Consider the following 19,743-nt stretch of genomic DNA (forward strand, 5'->3'; position numbering starts at 1 on the left):
TCGATTGAGTGCTTTGTACGACGTGTCCCTTTCAATCCCATGAAACTTCCGAGAAAATCCTGTTCGCTTGCGCCTGCCAAAATCGAGGTCTAGTCTCGGCCCATCGCTGTCCATCAGCGGTCGGGTTTAGTAGCTCGACGATGTGATCAGGCGCAAGGCGCCACCTTAGCGAGGCGCTTTTTTTCGGCCAAACTTTATGGTGGCCGTGCGCAGGGCACCCTTGTGGTGCGCCGGTTCCCTGATCACCGGTCTACTAACCTGCGTACGGCTGCCACCCATTCGTTTAGTAGCGACAGGTGACAGCTCCTTTGATTGATTAGGAGTTGTGCCATGAAAAAGATTGCCCCCGATCCACCCTGTTTGACCCTGCACGATGCTGCTCAGCGCGATGCACAGTCGCTGGACCGCGCCGCCGCTGATCGCGCCCTCGATTTTTACCTGCTCACCCCTAAGCCTCCACGCCCCGTGGGCATGCCCACGTATGCCATCCCCGACAGTGTCAATGTAGAAGCGGCTTTGGCCCAAGCGTCAGACTTGTTGCGCTGCGCGGGCGCTTCGGCGAGTGAGGCGGGGAAGGGATTGAGCGGGTTGCAGCGCGATCTGGTGTTATCGGTGATGCATTTGGCGGAGCTGGCCAAAGCGTATGTCGATAAGTCGCTGGACGGTCTGACGACGCACTGAGCCGCGCGCGCCTGAGGCAAGCAGGCGCGTTAAAACCGGTCAGCCCTGACGCTGTGTGTTTGACCTCAATAGGCAGGCACTATCTGGCATTTCTGGGCGAAGGTAGAAACCTGACGGGATTGTAGGAACCACCCTGTAGCCCCTCTCGGATAATGGTCGCGTTATCCAGAACAAAGCCGCCCGGGATTAATAATTTTCTAGACAAGGGTTGTATTCGAGCTATTTGTTCCACGAGCCATTCTGGCTCTCGACGAGCGGGACTGTTCAGATAGCCGGTGACCGGAAGCCCCATTTCATTCGCCAAGCGCTGCGCATAGGAAGCCTCTTTTAAATTTGCGGAGGTACACATCACTAAATTTATTTCTTTGATGTCCTTCAAACTTCTGTTTTTCATTAAAAGTTTGCCGAGTTTGGGTGCAACGACCGGGCCGTCTCCTGAGACCATATAACCTAGGGTCCTACCATCATTGAATGTATGAATACCCCCATGCCCTGTGACCAAAAGCGTGGTGAATTTACCGAATTCATCTTGCTGCCTTCCCACGTGGATGCCCGGTACCAACTCTCTTAAATCCTTCAGTACGTCAATCCCTACATCTGTCAAAGAACGAGGTGCCGCGGCGAGTGCTACCGTCTTTGCGGTTGAACGCCTACTCGCCAGCCCGGTCACTGCGCCTAATAATCGCCGCCAGAAATGCCCGCTCGGATCTACTCGATTAACTGGATCGCCTTCGCAATAGCCATAGCAATTAATTCCGCCGCGCCCAAACGGGCTCCAACTGTCCGGGCTGTTGAATCGCATCAGAATCGGGTTAAACGCCCGATAACCATTGCCCAATAAGTAATGCCCCGTCACCGAGTCGGCACGTTCGCCGTTAAACCCAAGCTCACCGCGCTCGTCACAATGGCCATACGCGCTATACGCAATACCGCGACTGCCATCAGCGCTGACCTCGTGCAAGACCGACCGCTGCAAGCCGGTAGCCAATAATCTGCATTCACTGCCCTCTGCGTCATCGCGGGTCTGAGCCAATACAGTGTCGCCACTTTGGAAAACGCTGTAACGCTCGACGCCCTGGATCTCAGTCGTCATGCGCAAATGATTGTAGAAACGCTGAATATTTGCCGAATGAGTCAAGCGGTTCAAAGGGTCGTAACGGTAATGATGAGTCAACATGGCCAGGCTTCGGGATGGGTTAGGAAGGTGAAACGAGAGTGCTCCCGACTGCGCCGCCTGCCTACTGGCCGTTCTGAGTAAAAACTCGTACTCGCAAGGCCTACAAATGCTGTTAAACCGTCACGTTAAAAAGCCCGCCACACGCAGACAGGCCGAGCGATTAATCCTCTAACAAAGTAGGAGATGTCTGGATTTCTTTGACGATGATCCGCGCACTGCCGGGGCTGTTAGGGTCGCCAGATTCCCAATGGAGCCGGCCCATGACCCAGTGTTTTAAAGACCATCCCAGCGACACCCAAATACTCAACGAAAACACCAAGCCGCTGGACGAATGCGAGACCCGCATCATGGAGCTGTATGGCGTCGAGATGGAGGTGACGCAAGTTCCGATTCTGACCTGTGATTGCCTCTGGCGTATTTACCAGCGTGAAGCCGAAGAAATCGTCGCCCCTGGCGGCGTGTTGATCGCCGACCCCATCGAACGAAACCGCGCCATCAATGCCGCCTATGCACGCCTGTGGCTACATAACTCGCGCTTTCAATGGGCCGGGCTGGCGGCGTTTGCCTCCAAACAAGTGGGCTGCGGGTTGCTGCATGCGGCGAACGTGACGGAGCTTATTGAGGCAGAGCACGAAGCCCGCCAGCCGTTGCGTGACAACCGACGCGAGTGGGGACTGTTCACAAAGCACAACATGGATGACCAGACTATTTTGGTGCAAAAATACAAAGCCACCGATGACCTGAACCCGATGCCAGCGGATTGGCGATGCAACTCGGATGAACCGTCCGTGGCCCAGAACCAGTTTCAGTATGTGAACGAGATGATGGCGCTGGGCAATACCACGCTGTTTCTGGATATCTTTCCGTTACATGCGTTTTATAAAAAACGCGGGTTGGCTGAGTTGAAGAAATGCCTGCAAAACCGGGCGGCGATTTATGGGCATCCGAAGTTTCCGGTGCTTTGGTTGGTTGATCCTATAAAGCTTCCATTTGGCGAGGTTTATGAAGAAATTCTCAAAGCCTTCACGGCAATCGAAGCAGGAGAGATAGCTGAAAGCGTGAAACTTTTAGCTCATCACGAACAAAAAAACATATTGCAGCCAACGATTTACAAGGAGTCACGACTTGCCTTACTGCTTCGTGCCAATCATGCATCATTTGTTACAGATATGCCCTCAGGTGTCGCTCAAGCGATTGAACTAACCCTTTCCAATAAATGCCAACGCGCTGACGATGACAGCACAATAGGGTTTAGCGACAACCCACTGGCAGATCTCTCTAATGTTGAACAGCGTATGGAATTCGTACTTCGAGCAGCCAAGCGCTTTAACACAATGCTGCATGACCACAACCGCTCAGCGCTGGAGCAATCGATCAAAGAAATTGCACAAGCCGGTGCAGTGCAATGAATCCGGCATTGCCTGTTTACGACAGGCGCCGAAAAGTAGCCCTGATTCTTGTTGTGCTTTTAGCGGTCATGACCGTGCGCTGGGTGGTGCAGGCATTTGCCGATGACCCGGAAATCGCACTGATTTACGGCGAGCCTTGGGAGGACATGCGTCAGCGTTCCAGCGCGAAAATTAACCCAGCCATCCCTAATGAAACAGGGTTTCGCATCCCCAAAACTGACGCCCGCTTAAGATACATGCATCCGCAATATGGCTTTGATACACCTTTAGCTCGTTTCTTCACCATCAGCTTTAAAGACGAGCGAGTATCCAGCATCCGCATGTCCCCGCAAATCGAGCCTTTATTGCTCGATGACGCCATGAAAATTGTGCTGGATTTACAGGACCAATGGCGCCGTCGAGGCTGGGAATTAACCTCACCCAAAACTGACCCGGCCATAGCCGATACCCCCGAATGGCGTACACGGCTGCGCGACATAAATAAAGGCGGGACCACTTTCTGGCAGGCCGATGACACCTACCAGACCATGCTGAGCCTGCACCGATTCAAGGACGATAGGCACCCAGATGAAGAGCGTTATCTCATCAGCCTCTCCATCGGCAATATTTGGGTGCCGCGTGAAAAAGAATAAGTTCAGCGTTGCTCGACTAAGCCGCCGACAACAGCTGGCGTTCGTTCTGTTCATACTTGTGGCCGTTATCACCGTGCGCTGGGTGGTGCAGGCATTCGCCGAAGACCCGGAGATCGCACTGATTTACGGCGAGCCTTGGGAAGATATGCGCCAGCGTTCCAGCGCGGCAATTAACCCAGCCATCCCTGATGAAACAGGATTTCGCATCCCCAAAACTGACGCCCGCTTACGTTACATACATCCGCAATATGGCTTTGAAACGCCATTGGCTCGTTTCTTCACCATCAGCTTTGAAGACGAACGAGTCTCCAGCATTCGAATGTCTCCGCAAATCGAGCCCTTATTGCTCGATGACGCCCTGAAAATTGTGCTGGACTTACAAGACCAATGGCGCCGGCAAGGCTGGGTTTTAACCTCTCCCAAAACTGACCCGGCCATAGCCGACACCCCCGCATGGCGTGCCCAGCTTCGCAATGAAAACACTCGCGGGCGTACCTTCTGGCAGGCGGAAGAGAAATACCAAATCATGGTGCTGCTGGCTCGTTTTCAGGATGACCGGCACCCTGATGAAGAGCGTTATCTCATTACTTTGGGAATCGGCAATATTTGGGTGCCGCGTGAAAAAGACTAACCCCTCAACACTCCACCGCACTCACCGCCAGCCCGCCCCGTGAGGTTTCCTTGTATTTGTCGTGCATGTCGGCGCCGGTGTCGCGCATGGTGCGGATCACGCGGTCCAGCGAGATAAAGTGCTGGCCGTCGCCACGCAGGGCCATTTGGGCGGCGTTGATGGCTTTGACAGCCGCAATGGCGTTGCGCTCGATACACGGCACTTGCACCAGCCCGCCCACGGGGTCGCAGGTCAGACCGAGGTTATGTTCCAAACCAATTTCGGCGGCGTTGCACAGTTGCTCCGGCGTGGCGCCGAGGATTTGCGCCAGCCCTGCGGCCGCCATGGCGCAGGCCGAACCCACTTCGCCCTGACACCCCACTTCGGCCCCGGAGATGGAGGCGTTCTTTTTGCACAAAATGCCGATCGCCGCCGCACTGAGTAAGTAGTCCACCACGTGGGCTTCGCTGACTTCATCGCTGAATTTCATAAAGTAGTGCAACACCGCCGGGATGATGCCCGCCGCGCCGTTGGTGGGGGCGGTGACCATGCGCCCGCCCGCGGCGTTCTCTTCGTTGACGGCCAGCGCGAACAGGTTGACCCATTCCATGGCGCTCAAGGTTGAGCCGATGACGTTGGGTTTACCCAGCTCCTGCAAGCTTCGGTGCAAGCGGGCCGCCCGGCGGCGCACGTTCAAGCCGCCGGGCAGGATGCCTTCGTGTTTGAGGCCCTGTTCCACGCAGTCCTGCATGGCATGCCAAAGCTTCATCAGGCCACAGCGGATTTCGTCTTCGCTGCGCCAGATACGTTCGTTGGCCATCATTAATGCAGCGACGCTCAGATGATGTTCGCGGCACAGGTCGAGCAATTGCGCCGCACTGCCAAAGTCATAGGGCAAGGCCGTGCGGTCCATGTCCAGCACACCGCTGGCCGCTTGCGCCGCATCCACCACAAAGCCGCCACCCACCGAGTAATACGTATCGCGATGCAGTTCGCCCTGGGCACTGTCTGCGATCAAGGTCATGGCGTTGGGATGGAAGGGCAGGTTCTCGTCGATCAGGCGCATGTCCTGCGACCACTCGAAGGCAATGGGTACATGACCGTCCAACAGCAACGTTCGACGCTCACGCAGTTGCGCAATGCGCGGGCCAATGCAGGACGGGTCAATCGCGTCCGGCCACTCGCCCATCAAGCCCATGATCACGGCGTTGTCGCTGCCATGGCCAATGCCGGTGGCCGACAGCGACCCATAGAGCTGCACTTCAACGCGGCGCACCTGTGGTAACTGGCCCCGCTCACGCAAGCCCTGCACAAACAGCGCCGCCGCCCGCATCGGGCCCACGGTGTGGGAGCTGGAAGGGCCAATGCCGATTTTGAACAGGTCAAACACGCTGATAGCCATGAACAGGAACCTCGACAGTGAATGCCTGCATCATCGGCTCTTTGTGGCGCGGCAAAACGTCCAGCTACGACCCGCTATTGCCTGCCAGCGCCTTGGCCGTTTTGGCCGGTGCAGACACGCGAATCCATCACTTTTTGGCTCATAAACGTCCAGATACGACCTCGCAGGTATCAGATACGACCCTACCTGTACTGGATGCGACGCCCCCTGTAGGCGTTTGATTTTCGCTGTTACATGATCAGCCTCGACTCGATTGCAAGATGCGTGGGCCTCACCGGGCCGGGCATCGCCCAACCGCAACTGTTACGGGCGGGTTTTCGTATCGTTTTTCATACCGAAAGCCGCTAATTAGACACTCAGGAGTCGTTCCATGAAACATTCCTCATCGTTGTTGTTGGCTGCATTGCTGAGTCTGAACGTCTCTGCCCAGGCCGCAGAGCCGGCGCAATGCAGCACGGTCAATTTCTCGGATGTCGGCTGGACCGACATCACCGTCACCACCGCCGTGACCAGCGAGGTGCTCAAAGCCCTCGGTTATAAAACCAAAACCACCATGATTTCCGTGCCCGTCACTTACAAGTCGCTGGCCGATGGCAAGAACATGGACGTGTTTTTGGGTAACTGGATGCCGACCATGGAGAACGACATCAAGGCCTACCGCGACGCGGGCACCGTCGAAACGGTGCGCGCCAATCTGGAGAACGCCAAATACACCCTCGCCGTTCCGCAAGCGCTGTATGACAAGGGTTTGAAGGACTTCTCCGACCTGCCTAAATTCAAACAGGAGCTGGACGGCAAGATCTACGGCATCGAGCCGGGTAACGATGGCAACCGCATGATTCAAACCATGATCGACAAGAACGCCTTCGGCCTTAAGGACGCCGGTTTCAAGGTGGTGGAATCCAGCGAAGCGGGCATGCTTTCGCAGGTGGATCGCGCTCAGCGTCGGGGCACAGACGTGGTGTTTCTAGGCTGGGAACCGCACCCGATGAACACCCGTTTCAAGATGAAATACCTCACCGGCGGTGATGAGTTTTTCGGCCCCAACTACGGTCAGGCCACCATCTACACCAACACGCGCAAGGGCTACACCGAGGAGTGCGCGAACGTGGGCCAATTGCTGAAAAACCTGGTGTTCACTCTGGACATGGAAAGCACCCTGATGGGCAAGGTGCTGGATGACAAGGTCAAGCCGGACGTGGCCGCCCGGGCGTGGCTCAAGCAGAACCCGCAGGTGCTCGACACTTGGCTGGCAGGCGTGACCACCGTGGATGGCAAGCCGGGCGCCGAGGCCGTCAAAGCCAGCCTCGCGCAGTAATCGCGGCTGCCGTGCGGTTTCTGGCCGTGCGGTGCCGTTTCAATTCCCCTGCATGCGGACGTTCACTACCATGCTGATCGATCAAAAAATCCCGCTAGGCGAGCACATCGCAAGCTTCGTTGACTGGCTGACCCGACACGGCGCCAACACCTTCGACGCCATTGCGTACACCCTCGAAACGATGATCCACGGCGTGACGTTTGCGCTGACCTGGTTCAACCCTTTTGCCTTTATCGGGCTGGTGGCCCTGCTCGCTCACTTGATTCAACGCAAGTGGGGGCTGACGGTGTTTGTCGCCCTGTCGTTTCTGCTGATTCTCAATCTGGGTTATTGGCAAGAAACCATGGAAACCCTGGCGCAGGTGCTGTTCGCCACCTTTGTGTGCGTGATCATTGGCGTGCCGCTGGGGATTCTTGCCGCGCACAAACCGATGTTTTACACCTTTATGCGCCCGGTGCTGGACTTGATGCAGACCGTGCCGACCTTCGTTTACCTGATTCCCACCCTCACCCTGTTTGGTCTGGGGGTGGTGCCGGGGTTGATTTCAACGGTGGTGTTTGCGATTGCGGCGCCGATTCGCCTGACCTATCTGGGCATTCGCGACGTGCCCCATGAGCTGCTGGATGCCGGTAAGGCGTTTGGTTGCTCGCGGCGCCAGTTGCTGACGCGCATTGAACTGCCTCACGCCATGCCCAGCATCGCGGCGGGGATTACCCAATGCATCATGTTGTCGCTGTCGATGGTGGTGATTGCTGCGCTGGTGGGCGCCGATGGCTTGGGCAAACCAGTGGTCAATGCCTTGAACACCGCCGACATCGCCCTGGGCTTTGAAGCCGGTCTGGCAATTGTGTTGCTGGCCATCATGCTTGACCGGATCTGCAAGCAGCCCGAAGCCAAAGCAGGAGCCGACGCATGAGCATTATTCGTTTCGATAACGTCGACGTTATCTTCGCCAAAGACCCGCGTGCGGCGCTGGGCCTGCTCGATGAAGGCTTGGCACGCAATGAAATCCTGAAAAAAACCGGGCAGATTGTTGGCGTCGAAAAGGCCAGCCTGGACATCGAAAAAGGCGAGATTTGCGTCTTGATGGGCTTGTCCGGTTCGGGCAAATCCAGCTTGTTGCGCTGTATCAACGGCCTTAATACGGTGAGCCGCGGTCAGTTGTTTGTGGAGCATGAAGGCAAGCAAATCGACATTGCCTCGTGTACGCCTGCCGAGCTGAAAATGATGCGCACCCAACGCATCGCCATGGTGTTTCAAAAGTTCGCGCTGATGCCGTGGCTGACCGTGCGTGAAAACATCAGCTTCGGTCTCGAAATGCAGGGCCGCCCTGAAAAAGAGCGGCGCGCGTTGGTGGATGAAAAGCTGGAGCTGGTGGGCCTGAGCCAATGGCGCAATAAAAAACCGGATGAACTCAGCGGCGGCATGCAGCAGCGGGTCGGCTTGGCCAGGGCACTGGCGATGGATGCCGATATTTTGTTGATGGACGAACCGTTTTCGGCGCTGGATCCGTTGATTCGCCAAGGCTTGCAGGACGAGCTGCTGGCACTGCAACACAAGCTCAACAAGACCATTGTGTTTGTCAGCCATGACCTCGACGAAGCGCTCAAGCTCGGCAGCCGTATTGCGATCATGAAAGACGGCAAGATCATCCAGTACAGCAAGCCGGAAGAAATCGTGCTCAACCCGGCGGACGATTATGTGCGCACCTTTGTCGCCCACACCAACCCGCTGAACGTACTGTGTGGCCGCAGCCTGATGCGCACACTGGCTAACTGCAAACGCGTCAATGGCTCGGTGTGCATTGATCCGGGGGATGACTCGTGGATCGATTTGGCTGAAGGCAACACCATCAAAGGGGTGCGCCAAGGTGCGGGTGCGCTGGACTTGCAGCATTGGCGCAGCGGGCAGGCGGTTGAAGGGCTGGGACGCGGGCCGACGCTGGTGGACAGCAACATTGGCATGCGCGATGCGTTGCAGATTCGTTACCAGACCGGCAACAAACTGGTGTTGCATGACAATCATCAAGTGGTGGGAATATTGGGGGATACGGAGTTGTATCACGCGTTGTTGGGCAAGAATCTGGGTTAGCTGAAAAGCCCCCTCACCCTAGCCCTCTCCCAAAGGGAGAGGGAACTGATTGGGGGATATTGGCGTTTTACATCGACCTGACTGGATGCAGTTGAATCCACAAACGACGCGGTCAGTCCCCTCTCCCTTTGGGAGAGGGTTAGGGTGAGGGGCTTTGGCCTTGCTCAGCTATAAACCCTGCCAAGCAGTTGGCGATGGCTTTCAAACTGATCAAGCACGTCGCGACTGATTTGCTCTTGGGTGAACCCCATCAGGTCGTACTCCTGATTGCCGTTGTGCAAGTACACCTCGGCGCGGTAATAACGACTGCGCACTTCGTCATCACCCGAGTCACTCGGCGCCGCCAAATAGCCGTCCAGGCTGACCTCATAGACAAACGGATTGCCTTCGTCCATCTCCACCCGCAAGCCCATGCAACGCTTGGCGCTGCCCAAAAGGGTTTGCACGTCCAGTCCCTGACTGCGCAGTTGTACCGCGGCTTCTTCCAGTGCCGGGGTCACGTGTTTGTCCATAAACCGCTGCACCACGGCCTGGGTCGGTTGCAGATCTTGCGCGGTCAAACGCTCGCTGAAACCCCGACGACCCCGCGCCGCCAGTTCAGCCTGCTCCAACTCCATCTGGGTGTCCTGACGCATGGCCTTGTGCAGGCCAAACATAAACAGCACCAACACCACCGAAAACGGCAAGCCTGCCAACACGACCATGGTTTGCATGGCGGCAAAGTTACCGGCGAATAACAGGCCTATGGTCACCAGCGTAATCACCGCCGACCAGAAAATACGCAACCAGTGCGGGGCGTCTTCATCAACGTCACCGCCTTTGCACGACAGGTTGGCCATCATCACCGCGCTAGAGTCTGCCGGGGTCAGAAACAGCACAAAGCCGACAAAAATCGACACACCAATCACGATTTTCGACGCTGGGTAATGCTCAAGCAATTGGTAGATGGCCATCGACGGTTGTTCCAGCGCGGTTTTGCCCAGTTCCACCGCCCCTTGGTTCACCACCAGCTCCAACGCCGAGTTCCCGAAGATCGACAGCCACGCCAAGGTAAAGCCCAGCGGGATCAGCAACACCCCCGCCACCAGTTCCCGCACGGTACGGCCACGGGAGATACGCGCGATAAACATGCCCACAAATGGCGCCCAGGAAATCCACCACGCCCAGTAGAACAAGGTCCACAGGCCCAGCCAGCCTTCCGTGCGAGGCGTATCACCCACGTACACGTACAGGTCGAAGGTTTTCATGATGATGCCGTTCAGGTAATCACCCGTGTTCTGCACCAGGCCGTTGAGCAGGTGCAACGTAGGGCCGAACAACAGCACGAAAATCAGCAAACCACTGAACAGAATGATGTTGAGGTTGGAGAGCCGACGAATGCCGTTTTCAACCCCAGAGACCGCCGCGATGGTGGCTACGGTACTCATCACGATGATCACGATCAGCAAGTTGGTGTTGCTGTGCTCCATGCCGAACAGATTCTCAAGCCCCGACGACACTTGCATCGAACCAATCCCCAGGTTGGTGACCAACCCGAGCAGTGTCACGAACATGCCGAAACCATCTACTGCATGGCCCGCAGCACCTTTGACCCAACGCTCGCCCATCAACGGGTACAGCGCCGAACGCAAGGCCAGCGGTTGGTTATGACGGTAGGCAAAGTACGCCACCGCCAGGCCCACCAACGCATAAATCGCCCAGCCATGCAGGCCCCAATGCAGGAATGTCAGTTGCAAGGCCTGACGCGCGGCTTCATGGCTGCCCGACACGCCTTCAGGCGGATTGAAGTAGTGGTCCAGCGGCTCCGAGGCACCGAAGTACAACAGCGAAATACCGATACCCGACGAGAACAACATCCCCGCCCAGGCGCCGTAGCTAAAGTCGGGGGTGTCCTGTTTGGTGCCCAGTTTCAATTTGCCGTAGGAAGAGAACGCCAGCCCGACGACAAAAATCAGGTAAGCGGCGATCACTACCATGTAGTACCAACCGAAGCTGCGCGACAGCCATTGCTGGGCAATCCCCAGAATACGGCCCGCCTCTTCGGGGGCCGCGATCAAAATGGCTGTGAGCAACAATATCAAGGCAGTGGAGGTGTAAAACACCCAACCGTTGACCGTCACCTTTTGCGGTGGGGTCTTTATTAGAGAAGCAGAACTCATGGCACGGATGCTCCAGGCAGCGCGAGAGAAAAACTTGTGGCAGCACGCCACCCGACCATCTTCTTAGATAGCGACCAACGGTCGGGTGATATAAAGACACCGCTAATTAATTGGATCCACCCTGTCGGATGCGTAGGCACCGACAGGGGTTACCGGAATTAAAAGTGTCGTTTTGCGCCATTCACGCTTAGGAAAACGGCATGAATCGCGACGAATTGTCGCAGAGCTTATTCTTTGTTGATTGAACGTTCAATCAAAACAAAATAGACTGGCCGTCGTTCAGTGATTGCTTTGCACTGCTCGCCGGCCCAAGGAGACGCACGAAATGCCCAAGGTCGGTATGCAACCCATACGCCGCCAGCAGTTGATCGAAGCCACGTTACAGGCGGTCGATCAGGTCGGGATGGCGGATGCCAGCATTGCGCTGATTGCCCGTTTGGCCGGTGTGTCCAACGGCATCATCAGTCACTACTTCAAAGACAAGAACGGTCTCATTGCCGCCACCATGCGGTACTTGATGAACGCCTTGATCGATAACGTCACCGAACGCCGTCAGGCGCTGAGTGACGACAGCCCGCGCGCTCATTTGCAGGTCATCGTCGAGGGCAACTTCGACGCCAGCCAGGTTAATGGCCCGGCAATGAAAACCTGGTTGGCCTTTTGGGCCGCCAGCATGCACCAGCCGTCGTTGCACAGATTGCAGCGCATCAACGACCACCGTTTGTATTCCAATCTGTGCTGCCAATTTCGACGTGTTCTGCCCCAGGCCCAGGCCCGCAATGCGGCGCGCGGTCTGGCGGCACTGATTGATGGTCTATGGTTGCGGGGTGCCCTTTCCGGTGACGGTTTCGACACCGATCAGGCACAACGCATCTGCTACGAATATATGGATCTACAACTGGCGAAACAGGTGAGTTAGGCCTCAATAAACGCTTAACCCCTGAACTGTCGTGACGTTGAGTTGCCCCAGTTAGATGGCAACCGCGTCGCGATTACCGCCAACTACTTTATGCACTTGCGAGGATTTTATGGCCCGTTTCGAACTGCAAAAACTCTACATCGACGGTGGCTACACCGACGCCGGTAGCGACGCTACCTTCGATGCCATCAACCCGGCTAACGGCGAAGTCCTCGCTCAAGTGCAACGCGCCACTAAAGAAGACGTGGAACGTGCCGTAGTCAGCGCCGAAAAGGGCCAGAAAATCTGGGCCGCCATGACCTCCATGGAGCGTTCACGCATTCTGCGTCGGGCGGTCGACATCTTGCGTGAGCGCAACGATGAGCTGGCCGCGCTGGAAACCCTGGACACCGGCAAGGCGTACTCCGAAACCCGTTATGTCGACATCGTCACCGGTGCTGACGTGCTGGAGTACTACGCGGGCCTGGCACCTGCCATCGAAGGAGAGCAAATCCCGCTGCGCGACACTTCGTTTGTCTACACCCGTCGCGAGCCGTTGGGCGTCGTGGCCGGTATCGGTGCGTGGAACTACCCGATTCAGATCGCGCTATGGAAATCCGCCCCCGCACTGGCGGCCGGTAACGCGATGATCTTCAAACCCAGCGAAGTCACGTCCCTGACCACCCTTAAGCTGGCTGAAATCTTCACCGAAGCTGGCCTGCCAGACGGTGTGTTCAACGTGCTGACCGGCAGCGGCCGTGAAGTGGGCGCCTGGCTGACCGAGCACCCGCGTATCGAGAAAATCTCGTTCACCGGCGGCGTTGAAACCGGCAAAAAAGTGACCGCCAGCGCCACGCAGTCCACGCTCAAAGAAGTGACCATGGAGCTGGGGGGCAAGTCGCCGCTGATCATTTTCGACGACGCGGACCTGGACCGTGCGGCCGATACCGCGATGATGGCCAACTTCTACAGCTCGGGCCAGGTGTGCACCAATGGCACCCGCGTGTTTATCCCGACGGCGCTCAAGGCCGCGTTTGAAGCCAAGATTGTGGAACGCGTTGCGCGCATCCGCATCGGCAACCCGGAAGATGAAAACACCAACTACGGCCCACTGGTCAGCTTTGCTCACATGGAAAGCGTGCTGGGCTACATTGCCAAAGGCAAGGAAGAAGGCGCGCGCCTGCTGTGCGGCGGCCAACGTCTGACCGAAGGCGAGCTGGGCAAAGGCGCTTTCGTGGCACCGACCGTGTTCAGCGACTGCACTGACGACATGACCATCGTTAAAGAAGAAATCTTTGGCCCGGTGATGAGCATCCTCACCTACGACACCGAAGAAGAAGTGATCCGCCGCGCCAACGATACCGAATTCGGTTTGGCCGCAGGCGTTGTGACCAAGGACCTGAACCGCGCTCACCGCGTGATTCATCAGTTGGAAGCGGGCATTTGCTGGATCAACGCGTGGGGCGAGTCCGACGCAAAAATGCCGGTGGGCGGTTACAAACAGTCGGGCATTGGCCGTGAAAACGGTATCAGCTCGCTGGCGCAATACACCCAGGTCAAATCGGTGCAGGTCGAGTTGGGCGATTACGTTTCGGTGTTCTGAACCGACTCGGCTGACTGACTACCTGGCTGATTACCTGTAGTCGCTGCCGCAGGCTGCGATGAGGTCCGTGGGGGCTTCGGGAAAACGGGTTGCTGAGCAACCCTTCGCAGCCTTCGGCAGCGACTACAGGCTTGTTTATTTCAAAGAGGGTGCATTTATGTCCCAAGAATTCGATTACATCATCATTGGTGCCGGCTCTGCCGGTAACACTCTGGCGGCCCGTCTGACTGAAGACCAAGGCGTCACCGTGCTGCTGCTTGAAGCTGGCGGCCCGGACTACCGTTTCGACTTCCGCACACAAATGCCAGCGGCGCTGGCATTCCCGTTGCAAGGCCGCCGCTACAACTGGGCCTTTGAGACCGATCCAGAACCGCACATGGACAACCGCCGCATGGAATGTGGCCGCGGCAAAGGCCTGGGCGGCTCGTCGCTGATCAACGGCATGTGCTACATCCGTGGTAACGCCATGGACTACGACGGCTGGGCAAAAAACCCTGGCCTCGAAGACTGGTCGTACCTGGACTGTCTGCCGTATTTCCGCAAAGCGGAAACCCGCGACATCGGCCCCAACGACTACCACGGTGGCGATGGCCCGGTCAGCGTGACCACGCCTAAACCTGGCAACAATGTGCTGTTCCACGCCATGGTTGAAGCGGGCGTGCAAGCCGGTTATCCGCGTACCGAAGACTTGAACGGTTATCAACAGGAAGGCTTCGGCCCGATGGACCGTACCGTGACGCCAAACGGCCGTCGCGCCAGCACTGCGCGCGGTTATCTGGATACGGCCAAGCAGCGTTCGACACTGACCATCGTCACCCACGCCCTGACCGACAAGATTATCTTCGAAGGCAAGCGTGCGGTCGGCGTGCATTACATGACCGGCGACAACCACGTGCGCATTGAAGCCAAGGCGCGCAAGGAAGTGCTGCTATGCAGCGGCGCCATCGGTTCGCCCACCGTGCTGCAACGCTCCGGTGTTGGCCCGGCTGAACTGCTCAACAGCCTCGAAATTCCTGTGGTGCATGACCTGCCGGGCGTGGGTCAGAACTTGCAGGACCACCTTGAGTTGTACCTGCAATACGCCTGCACTCAGCCGGTGTCGCTGTACCCTTCGCTGCTCTGGTACAACCAGCCTGCGATTGGCGCTGAGTGGCTGTTCCTGGGCAAAGGCATTGGTGCGAGCAACCAGTTCGAAGCCGGTGGTTTCATCCGTACCCGCGAAGAGTTCGAGTGGCCGAACATTCAGTACCACTTCCTGCCGGTGGCGATTAACTACAACGGCAGCAACGGTGTGAAAGAGCACGGGTTCCAGGCGCACATGGGTTCCATGCGCTCGCCTAGCCGTGGCCGGGTCAACGTCAAGTCCAAGGACCCGCGTGAGTACCCGAGCATTCTGTTCAACTACATGGCCGCCGAGCAGGACTGGCAGGAATTTCGTGACGGCATTCGTCTGACCCGCGAAATCATGCAGCAACCGGCACTGGACGCTTACCGTGGCCGCGAAATCAGCCCCGGCATCGACAAGCAAACTGATGAAGAGCTCGACACCTTCATTCGCGAGCACGCTGAGACCGCGTTCCACCCGTCTTGCTCGTGCAAAATGGGCACCGATGAGATGGCTGTCGTGGATGGCGAAGGCCGTGTTCACGGGATGCAGGGTTTGCGTGTGGTGGATGCCTCGATCATGCCGCTGATCACCACCGGCAACCTGAACGCGCCGACGATCATGATCGCCGAGAAAATCGCCGACAAGATCCGTGGTCGCCAGCCGCTGGCGCGCAGCACCGCCGACTACTACGTGGCAGGCGATGCGCCGGTACGTGGCAAACCGCTGCGTGCTGCGCAGTAAGCAGTCTGCGTAGCAGTTGACGAGCGGAGCGAGGCTACGTTCGGCGGTGCAGCCGTCGTAAATTCAGCTGACGCGGTTCGTTTTATGAACCGCGTCCTCTGGTTTCACGGTCGCTTCGCAACCGGACGCAGCCTCGTTCCTTCGGCAGCTGCTACGAATGCTATGTAACTTTTGAGTTTCATCTTGCCCCGCTTGCTCCCGCTTCAGCGCAGGCCTACTCTAGTGCCTCGTTTCGCGTAACACCCCCCCGCCCCACCCGACATGCCAGCCTTGCCTGGCCAAGAGGTTTTCTATGTTTGATGTTGTCTCATCCAGCAAATGGCCGACCGGCTTTCTGATTAATCCAAACGCAGAACCTCTCGATCCAAAATGGCTCACCGAATTCAGCAAAATCCCTGCCGCCGCCGTCAGTGACTGTCTGGGCCGCAACGTAGGCGGTCTGGGCCTCAAGCCTTTCCACGGCACCCGCCCGATGCTGGGCAGCGCGCTGACCGTACGGGTTCGCCCCGGCGACAACCTGATGATTCTTAAAGCCATGCAAATGGCCCGCCCCGGCGATGTGCTGGTGATTGACGGCAGTGCTGACCTGACCCGCGCCGTATTCGGCGGCATCATGCGCGCTATGGCGCTCAAGGCCGGCATTGTTGGTGTGGTCATCAACGGTGCCCTGCGCGACCTCGACGAGTGGCAAACCGGTGAACTGCCGGCCTACGCCATTGGCGGCGTACACCGTGGCCCGAGTACCGATGGTGGCGGCGAAATCAACGTGCCCATTTCGTGTGCAGGGATGTTGGTGATGCCCGGTGACTTGATGATTGGCGACGGTGATGGCGTGGTCGCAGCGTCGCGCAGTGAACTGCCGGAATTGCTCAAGCGCTGCCACGATTTGCTGGCCCGCGAGCAAGCGACGCTCAAAGCCATTGAAGCCGGTACGCTGGACCCTGACCGTTTTGACGCGATTTTGCGCGCCAAGGGTTGCCCGGTTTAACTGCAAGCCCCTCACCCCAACCCTCTCCCGGAGGGAGAGGGAGCTGACCGGCTTCGGCTTTTAGTCCCCTCTCCCTCCGGGAGAGGCGTGGTGAGGGGCTTTTCGTTCTTATCAGGAGGTCTGTGCATGTTCGACTTTTACCCTCAGCTCAAACAGCGCTTTGACGCACTGCGCACCTGGGCCGAGTTTTTCTCCCTTCGCTACGTCAGCGAAGCCGGGCAATACCTGTCAGTGCGCAAGAACGTCGCAGAACCTCCCGCCTTCAAGCACGATCAAGGCGCCATGCTGACGGTTCGCCTGCGCGGCATTGAAGCCTACGCCGCCACCAATGACCTGTCGCAAACCGGTCTGCAAGCCGCACTGGATCGCGCCGAAGCGCAGGCACAATTGATTGCCGCCCATGCCCTACTCAATTTGAGTCAGGAGCCGGTGTCCCATGAGCGCGCCGACTATTTCTCACCCGATCTCGATCAAGCTTTCCCGTCGCTCAACCACTGTTTTGAGTTGCTCGCCGCAGAATCCGCCGGTGTGCCCAAGGATGAACGACTGGTGAGCTGGGTTGTGTCGCTGGGCCTCAACACTGTCGAGCAGATCTACCTCAACAGCGCGGGCGCCGAGTTGCGTCAGGTGCAGCGCTTCGTTTACCCCGGCATGACGGTCACCGCCTACGACGGGCAAGACAGCCAAACCCGCAGCTTGGGTCGCGACAACTTCGGCCAACAAGGCGGCGTGGATGTGATCAGTCGCTGCGGCTTGATCGGCGCGGCGCCGACCGTCGCCGATCAAGCCCTGCAATTGCTGATGGCGCCCAATACGCCAGCAGGCAAACGCGACCTGCTGCTGATGCCCGACCAGATGATTCTGCAAATCCACGAATCCATCGGCCACCCGCTGGAACTGGACCGCATCCTCGGCGACGAGCGTAATTACGCGGGCACCAGCTTTGTCAAAACCAGCGACTTTGGCAGCCTGCAGTACGGCTCCGACCTGCTGAACGTGACCTTCGACCCCGACATCCCGGAACAACTCGGCAGTTATAGCCATGACGACGACGGCACCCCGGCGCACAAACAGTTCCTGATTCGCCAAGGGGTATTGTTGCGACCGCTGGGCAGCGCACTGTCGCAGTTCCGCTCTGGCCTCGAAGGGGTGGCCAACAGCCGCGCCAGCAGTTGGAATCGGCCGCCAATCGACCGCATGGCCAACCTCAATATCGAGCCGGGCGATCAGTCGATGGCGCAGATGATTGGCGGTATCGAAAACGGTATTTTGATGGCCACCAACCGTTCCTGGTCGATTGACGATGCGCGCAACAAATTCCAGTTCGGCTGCGAATGGGGCCAACTGATCGAAAACGGCGAGCTGAAAGGCGTGGTGAAAAACCCCAATTACCGGGGCATTTCCGAACAGTTCTGGCGCAACCTCAGCGCCGTGGGCGACGCCAGCACCTTCAAGGTGCTCGGAACGCCCAATTGCGGCAAGGGTGAACCCAATCAGGTGATCCGCGTGGGGCATGCGTCCCCGGCCTGTGTGTTCAGTCAAATTGATGTGTTTGGAGGCGATGCCTGATGAATCCACTACTGAGTCAGGCCGAGCAGTTCGACGCGCTGGTGCAGTGGCTACGCGCTGCGATCAAGGCCCCGGAGCAGTTCACTCTGGGCTACGACGCCGAGTCGTCGGAATTTATCCGTTTCAACAAGGGCAAGGTGCGTCAGGCCGGTCAGGTGCAGCAAGCCAGTTTGAGCCTCAAGCTGATCAACGAAGGTCGTCATGCTGACGTGACCCTTACCTTGGGCGGCAACCCGGCGGTCGATCAATTGCGACTGGCTCAGGCGCTTGCACAGCTGCGCGAAACCTTGCCGTTGTTGCCCACCGACCCGTATCTGCTGCTCAACTCCGAACCTTGGCACAGCCACAAGGTGCAGGCTCAGCCGCTGCCCGATACCGCTGCCGTGCTGGAGGACATTCGTCGCGCCGCTGACGGCGTCGATCTGGTCGGATTCTATGCCAGCGGGCCCATTTGTTATGGCTACGCCAGTTCCGAAGGCGCATTCGGCTGGCATCAGGCCAACAGTTTCAACTTCGACTGGAGCCTGTTCCATAGCAATGGTCAGGCGGTCAAAGCCAGCTACGCCGGAGCTGAATGGAACAGCCTGCGCTTCACCCAACGCATGCAACTGGCCCGCGAGCAGTTGTCGTTTCTGGATCGTCCGGTGCAGGCCTTGGCACCCGGCGAGTACCGCGCCTATCTGGCTCCGGCAGCACTGGAAGAAGTAATGAGCATGCTGTGCTGGGGCGGTTTCTCGGCCCAAGCGCTGGCCAGCAAATCCAGCCCGTTGCAAAAACTCTATGCCGGGGACGCTGAGTTGAGCCCGCTGGTGTCTTTCGATGAACAGGTCAGCCAGTCGCTCAGCCCGGCCTTTTCCGGTGAAGGCTACCCGCGTCAGGATTTGTCCCTGGTCAAACACGGCAAGGCCAATCAGCAATTAGTCGGCTCGCGCAGTGCTGCCGAGTATGGCCTTGAGGTCAACGGTGCTCCGGAGGGCGAAGCGCCGAGCGCACTGGCGATGGGTGCAGGCACGCTCGAACAGGCCGACATTCTCAAGCAACTGGGCACCGGGCTGTACATCAGCAACCTGTGGTACTTGAACTACTCTGACCAGCCCGCGGCACGCCTGACCGGCATGACCCGCTTTGCCACATTTTGGGTGGAGAACGGCGAGATCAAGGCCCCGGTCAATACCATGCGCTTTGATGACAGCGTCTATAGTCTGCTGGGGTCGCAACTCGAAGCCCTGACCGCCGAGCGCGAGTTACTGCTGTCGGCCAGCACCTATGACCAGCGTCAGACCGCCTCCAACCTGCTGCCGGGGGCACTGGTCAACAAGCTGACCTTGACGTTGTGACGTTCTCGTAGCAGCTGCCG

At 57.9% G+C, this 19,743-nt stretch carries 16 protein-coding genes; 13 read left to right on the forward strand and 3 right to left on the reverse strand.

All coding sequences use genetic code 11. The annotated features are described in order from the left end of the window. Positions 1-330 precede the first annotated feature (330 nt). Entirely contained in the window at positions 331-681 is a 351-nt protein-coding gene (locus GHN86_RS06070) for a DUF6124 family protein (RefSeq protein ID WP_153377934.1), read from the forward strand. A gap of 79 nt (positions 682-760) precedes the next feature. Here the strand turns inward: GHN86_RS06070 and GHN86_RS06075 are convergent, their stop codons facing one another. Then, complete coding sequence (locus GHN86_RS06075) at positions 761-1,858, reverse strand: RHS repeat-associated core domain-containing protein (protein WP_153386235.1); 1,098 nt, start codon at positions 1,856-1,858, stop codon at positions 761-763. 260 nt (positions 1,859-2,118) lie between these two features. On the opposite strand from GHN86_RS06075, the gene GHN86_RS06080 reads away from it, so the two are divergent. Genes GHN86_RS06080 through GHN86_RS06090 form a run of 3 tightly spaced genes read left to right on the forward strand, consistent with a single transcriptional unit; the run spans position 2,119 to position 4,530 of the window. Further along, positions 2,119-3,267 (forward strand): DUF2515 family protein, encoded by a 1,149-nt coding sequence (locus GHN86_RS06080; protein WP_153377932.1) that lies wholly within the window; start codon positions 2,119-2,121, stop codon positions 3,265-3,267. Next, entirely contained in the window at positions 3,264-3,899 is a 636-nt protein-coding gene (locus GHN86_RS06085) for a hypothetical protein (RefSeq protein ID WP_153377931.1), read from the forward strand. Before GHN86_RS06080 ends, GHN86_RS06085 begins: the two co-directional genes overlap by 4 nt. Next, on the forward strand, positions 3,835-4,530 hold the full coding sequence (locus GHN86_RS06090) for a hypothetical protein (protein WP_228384919.1): 696 nt from the start codon (positions 3,835-3,837) through the stop codon (positions 4,528-4,530). Before GHN86_RS06085 ends, GHN86_RS06090 begins: the two co-directional genes overlap by 65 nt. Before the next feature lie 4 nt (positions 4,531-4,534). Here GHN86_RS06090 and GHN86_RS06095 read toward each other — a convergent pair whose 3' ends face one another. Beyond that, the gene (locus GHN86_RS06095) at positions 4,535-5,911 is read right to left on the reverse strand and encodes an L-serine ammonia-lyase (protein WP_153377930.1); all 1,377 of its coding nucleotides are present in this window, start codon (positions 5,909-5,911) and stop codon (positions 4,535-4,537) included. Between the two features lie 370 nt (positions 5,912-6,281). Here GHN86_RS06095 and GHN86_RS06100 point away from each other — a divergent pair, with 370 nt between their 5' ends. The 3 genes from GHN86_RS06100 (at position 6,282) to choV (ending at position 9,320) form a co-directional block, all read left to right on the forward strand. Beyond that, entirely contained in the window at positions 6,282-7,229 is a 948-nt protein-coding gene (locus GHN86_RS06100) for a choline ABC transporter substrate-binding protein (protein ID WP_153377929.1), read from the forward strand. Positions 7,230-7,299: 70 nt separating this feature from the next. Next, positions 7,300-8,145, forward strand: coding sequence for a choline ABC transporter permease subunit (gene choW, locus GHN86_RS06105; RefSeq protein ID WP_153377928.1), 846 nt, complete (start codon positions 7,300-7,302; stop codon positions 8,143-8,145). After that, on the forward strand, positions 8,142-9,320 hold the full coding sequence (gene choV, locus GHN86_RS06110) for a choline ABC transporter ATP-binding protein (protein ID WP_153377927.1): 1,179 nt from the start codon (positions 8,142-8,144) through the stop codon (positions 9,318-9,320). Before choW ends, choV begins: the two co-directional genes overlap by 4 nt. Before the next feature lie 164 nt (positions 9,321-9,484). Here choV and GHN86_RS06115 read toward each other — a convergent pair whose 3' ends face one another. Next, positions 9,485-11,422, reverse strand: a complete 1,938-nt coding sequence (locus GHN86_RS06115) for a BCCT family transporter (RefSeq protein ID WP_323369216.1) — start codon at positions 11,420-11,422, stop codon at positions 9,485-9,487. Positions 11,423-11,804: 382 nt separating this feature from the next. Here GHN86_RS06115 and betI point away from each other — a divergent pair, with 382 nt between their 5' ends. The 6 genes from betI (at position 11,805) to GHN86_RS06145 (ending at position 19,723) form a co-directional block, all read left to right on the forward strand. Continuing rightward, positions 11,805-12,398: a transcriptional regulator BetI gene (gene betI / locus GHN86_RS06120; protein WP_153377925.1), complete on the forward strand. Its 594-nt coding sequence runs from the start codon at positions 11,805-11,807 to the stop codon at positions 12,396-12,398. Positions 12,399-12,507: 109 nt separating this feature from the next. Further along, entirely contained in the window at positions 12,508-13,980 is a 1,473-nt protein-coding gene (gene betB, locus GHN86_RS06125; RefSeq protein ID WP_153377924.1) for a betaine-aldehyde dehydrogenase, read from the forward strand. A 157-nt stretch (positions 13,981-14,137) separates the two neighbouring features. Continuing rightward, positions 14,138-15,829, forward strand: a complete 1,692-nt coding sequence (betA, locus tag GHN86_RS06130) for a choline dehydrogenase (RefSeq protein ID WP_153377923.1) — start codon at positions 14,138-14,140, stop codon at positions 15,827-15,829. 292 nt (positions 15,830-16,121) lie between these two features. Continuing rightward, entirely contained in the window at positions 16,122-16,817 is a 696-nt protein-coding gene (locus GHN86_RS06135) for an RraA family protein (RefSeq protein ID WP_122785430.1), read from the forward strand. 126 nt (positions 16,818-16,943) lie between these two features. After that, a complete protein-coding gene (locus tag GHN86_RS06140; protein ID WP_153386237.1) occupies positions 16,944-18,386 on the forward strand; it encodes a TldD/PmbA family protein in 1,443 nt (480 codons plus the stop codon). After that, the gene (locus tag GHN86_RS06145; RefSeq protein ID WP_153377921.1) at positions 18,386-19,723 is read left to right on the forward strand and encodes a TldD/PmbA family protein; all 1,338 of its coding nucleotides are present in this window, start codon (positions 18,386-18,388) and stop codon (positions 19,721-19,723) included. Before GHN86_RS06140 ends, GHN86_RS06145 begins: the two co-directional genes overlap by 1 nt. The last annotated feature ends 20 nt before the right edge of the window (positions 19,724-19,743 follow it).

The sequence above is a fragment of the Pseudomonas helleri genome, from assembly GCF_009600315.1.
Classification (GTDB): Bacteria; Pseudomonadota; Gammaproteobacteria; order Pseudomonadales; family Pseudomonadaceae; genus Aquipseudomonas; species Aquipseudomonas helleri_A.

Bases quoted from the DNA above. Each gene is read 5' to 3' on its own strand.
- GHN86_RS06135 (WP_122785430.1), top strand. From the start codon at position 16,122: ATGTTTGATGTTGTCTCATCCAGCAAATGGCCGACCGGCTTTCTGATT.
- GHN86_RS06085 (WP_153377931.1), top strand. From the start codon at position 3,264: ATGAATCCGGCATTGCCTGTTTACGACAGGCGCCGAAAAGTAGCCCTG.
- betB (WP_153377924.1), top strand. From the start codon at position 12,508: ATGGCCCGTTTCGAACTGCAAAAACTCTACATCGACGGTGGCTACACC.
- GHN86_RS06070 (WP_153377934.1), top strand. From the start codon at position 331: ATGAAAAAGATTGCCCCCGATCCACCCTGTTTGACCCTGCACGATGCT.
- choV (WP_153377927.1), top strand. From the start codon at position 8,142: ATGAGCATTATTCGTTTCGATAACGTCGACGTTATCTTCGCCAAAGAC.
- GHN86_RS06095 (WP_153377930.1), bottom strand. From the start codon at position 5,911: ATGGCTATCAGCGTGTTTGACCTGTTCAAAATCGGCATTGGCCCTTCC.
- betA (WP_153377923.1), top strand. From the start codon at position 14,138: ATGTCCCAAGAATTCGATTACATCATCATTGGTGCCGGCTCTGCCGGT.
- betI (WP_153377925.1), top strand. From the start codon at position 11,805: ATGCCCAAGGTCGGTATGCAACCCATACGCCGCCAGCAGTTGATCGAA.
- GHN86_RS06075 (WP_153386235.1), bottom strand. From the start codon at position 1,858: ATGTTGACTCATCATTACCGTTACGACCCTTTGAACCGCTTGACTCAT.
- GHN86_RS06140 (WP_153386237.1), top strand. From the start codon at position 16,944: ATGTTCGACTTTTACCCTCAGCTCAAACAGCGCTTTGACGCACTGCGC.
- choW (WP_153377928.1), top strand. From the start codon at position 7,300: ATGCTGATCGATCAAAAAATCCCGCTAGGCGAGCACATCGCAAGCTTC.
- GHN86_RS06090 (WP_228384919.1), top strand. From the start codon at position 3,835: ATGAAGAGCGTTATCTCATCAGCCTCTCCATCGGCAATATTTGGGTGC.
- GHN86_RS06080 (WP_153377932.1), top strand. From the start codon at position 2,119: ATGACCCAGTGTTTTAAAGACCATCCCAGCGACACCCAAATACTCAAC.
- GHN86_RS06145 (WP_153377921.1), top strand. From the start codon at position 18,386: ATGAATCCACTACTGAGTCAGGCCGAGCAGTTCGACGCGCTGGTGCAG.
- GHN86_RS06100 (WP_153377929.1), top strand. From the start codon at position 6,282: ATGAAACATTCCTCATCGTTGTTGTTGGCTGCATTGCTGAGTCTGAAC.